The organism is Gilliamella sp. X-46 (genome assembly GCF_057063525.1).
Genome location: NZ_JBXSQH010000034.1, coordinates 1 through 1,392 on the forward strand (window position 1 = coordinate 1; position 1,392 = coordinate 1,392).

1 protein-coding gene is annotated in these 1,392 nt (G+C 40.7%); it reads right to left on the reverse strand.

Annotation, left to right across the window (positions count from 1 at the left end; translation table 11 throughout):
* Positions 1-1,334: hypothetical protein (locus ACYIAJ_RS11255; protein WP_483564835.1), on the reverse strand; the 1,334-nt coding region annotated here is incomplete at its 3' end.
* Positions 1,335-1,392 lie beyond the last annotated feature (58 nt).

A 1,392-nucleotide genomic window follows, 5' to 3' on the forward strand; every position in this document is an offset into this window, starting at 1 on the left:
TTAGACAAGGTATCCCGTTTATTACCCCGATTGACGAACCACTGCTTTAACACAAATCCATACCGAACCTCATTACCTCGACCATCCCTACCGACCAACTCAAATGTCTGTGGCAAAGGTAGTACACTAAAAGGACTAGGACTATTTGAACTTATCTGATTACTATCCGCCCTAGGACCACTTAACGTTACCCGTGTGACATAACTAGATTTATCAGTAATCCAATTATCGGCTGGTACGGTACTTCCTCTTAGGTCAGTGAATGTATCAGAACGCGGCTTTGTCCAACTCACCGTTGCCCTTATACTACCATTCGTGACAACAGACCAAGTCAACTGACTTGCATCCACGCCAACAATGTCCAAATCAAAATACAACCCATCTGCACCCGTTGTAGGAAAATTTTGGTCATAAGATGATGAACTTATTGACTGAGTTAAAAAACCCTTTGTACGAGACCATATGTTAGATGGGCCGCCGTAATCGAGGTAGCCATAATTAAGATTCGGCCTTGCGTGACAAACAACAGGACCAGTAACACCATACGGATTGATATAATATGTCACCGTCTGACCATTAAAACTGGCTCTATTTGGAACCCCGTACTCTGTTTGTAAATAACCATCAGTACTACTTAAGGTTACCCTATAAGGAGCTTTACACATATCCAATGCATCACTACGATTAACAGTATTGCCATCCTTATCCGTAAACGATACCGATATATCCCCTGTAGCAGTAACACCATTTATACCCTGTCCATCTCCATCATCATCTCCCCAATAATTATACCTAGTGACTAAATCACTTAAACTCACTGAACTAGCTGTTGATGGGACTATCATATCTATATGACCCAAAGTACTCCCTGCATAAGGTAATCTTATTGGATTTGTAGCACTTGATGGATTAGTTGACGGTGTGTACCTTGTACCATCCCGCAACTTAATAAACAAGAAACTATCCGTTGAAGTTGTCCTTGTTTGACCACCGTCTAACGTTAAATATGGTGCACTACCCTCAATATACCTTGATGTAGACGTCGTTAATGCCATAGAGCACTGTGTATAAGGCAACAAAAACAATGGCACGAAGAACAACAATAATTTAGTTAATCTAAATAATCTAAGTAAGTTTGATAATTTAGATAGAAAAAATAAGCACCTCGACCTCGGCGATAACCCTGCCGATAAACACGGCGACCTCGCCAAGCGCGATGAGCTTGATAACTTCGGTGATGAAAATAAGAACAGTGTCTGATTTAGACTACGGTGAAATTGAAAAAGATTTTGGGCGTAGGTTTGGCAGGCCAGATGCCAGATGCCAGATGCCATGCATGGTAGCGCATTTCGATAATCCTGTCAAGTAATTTATTGTTTTATTTTAATTTTT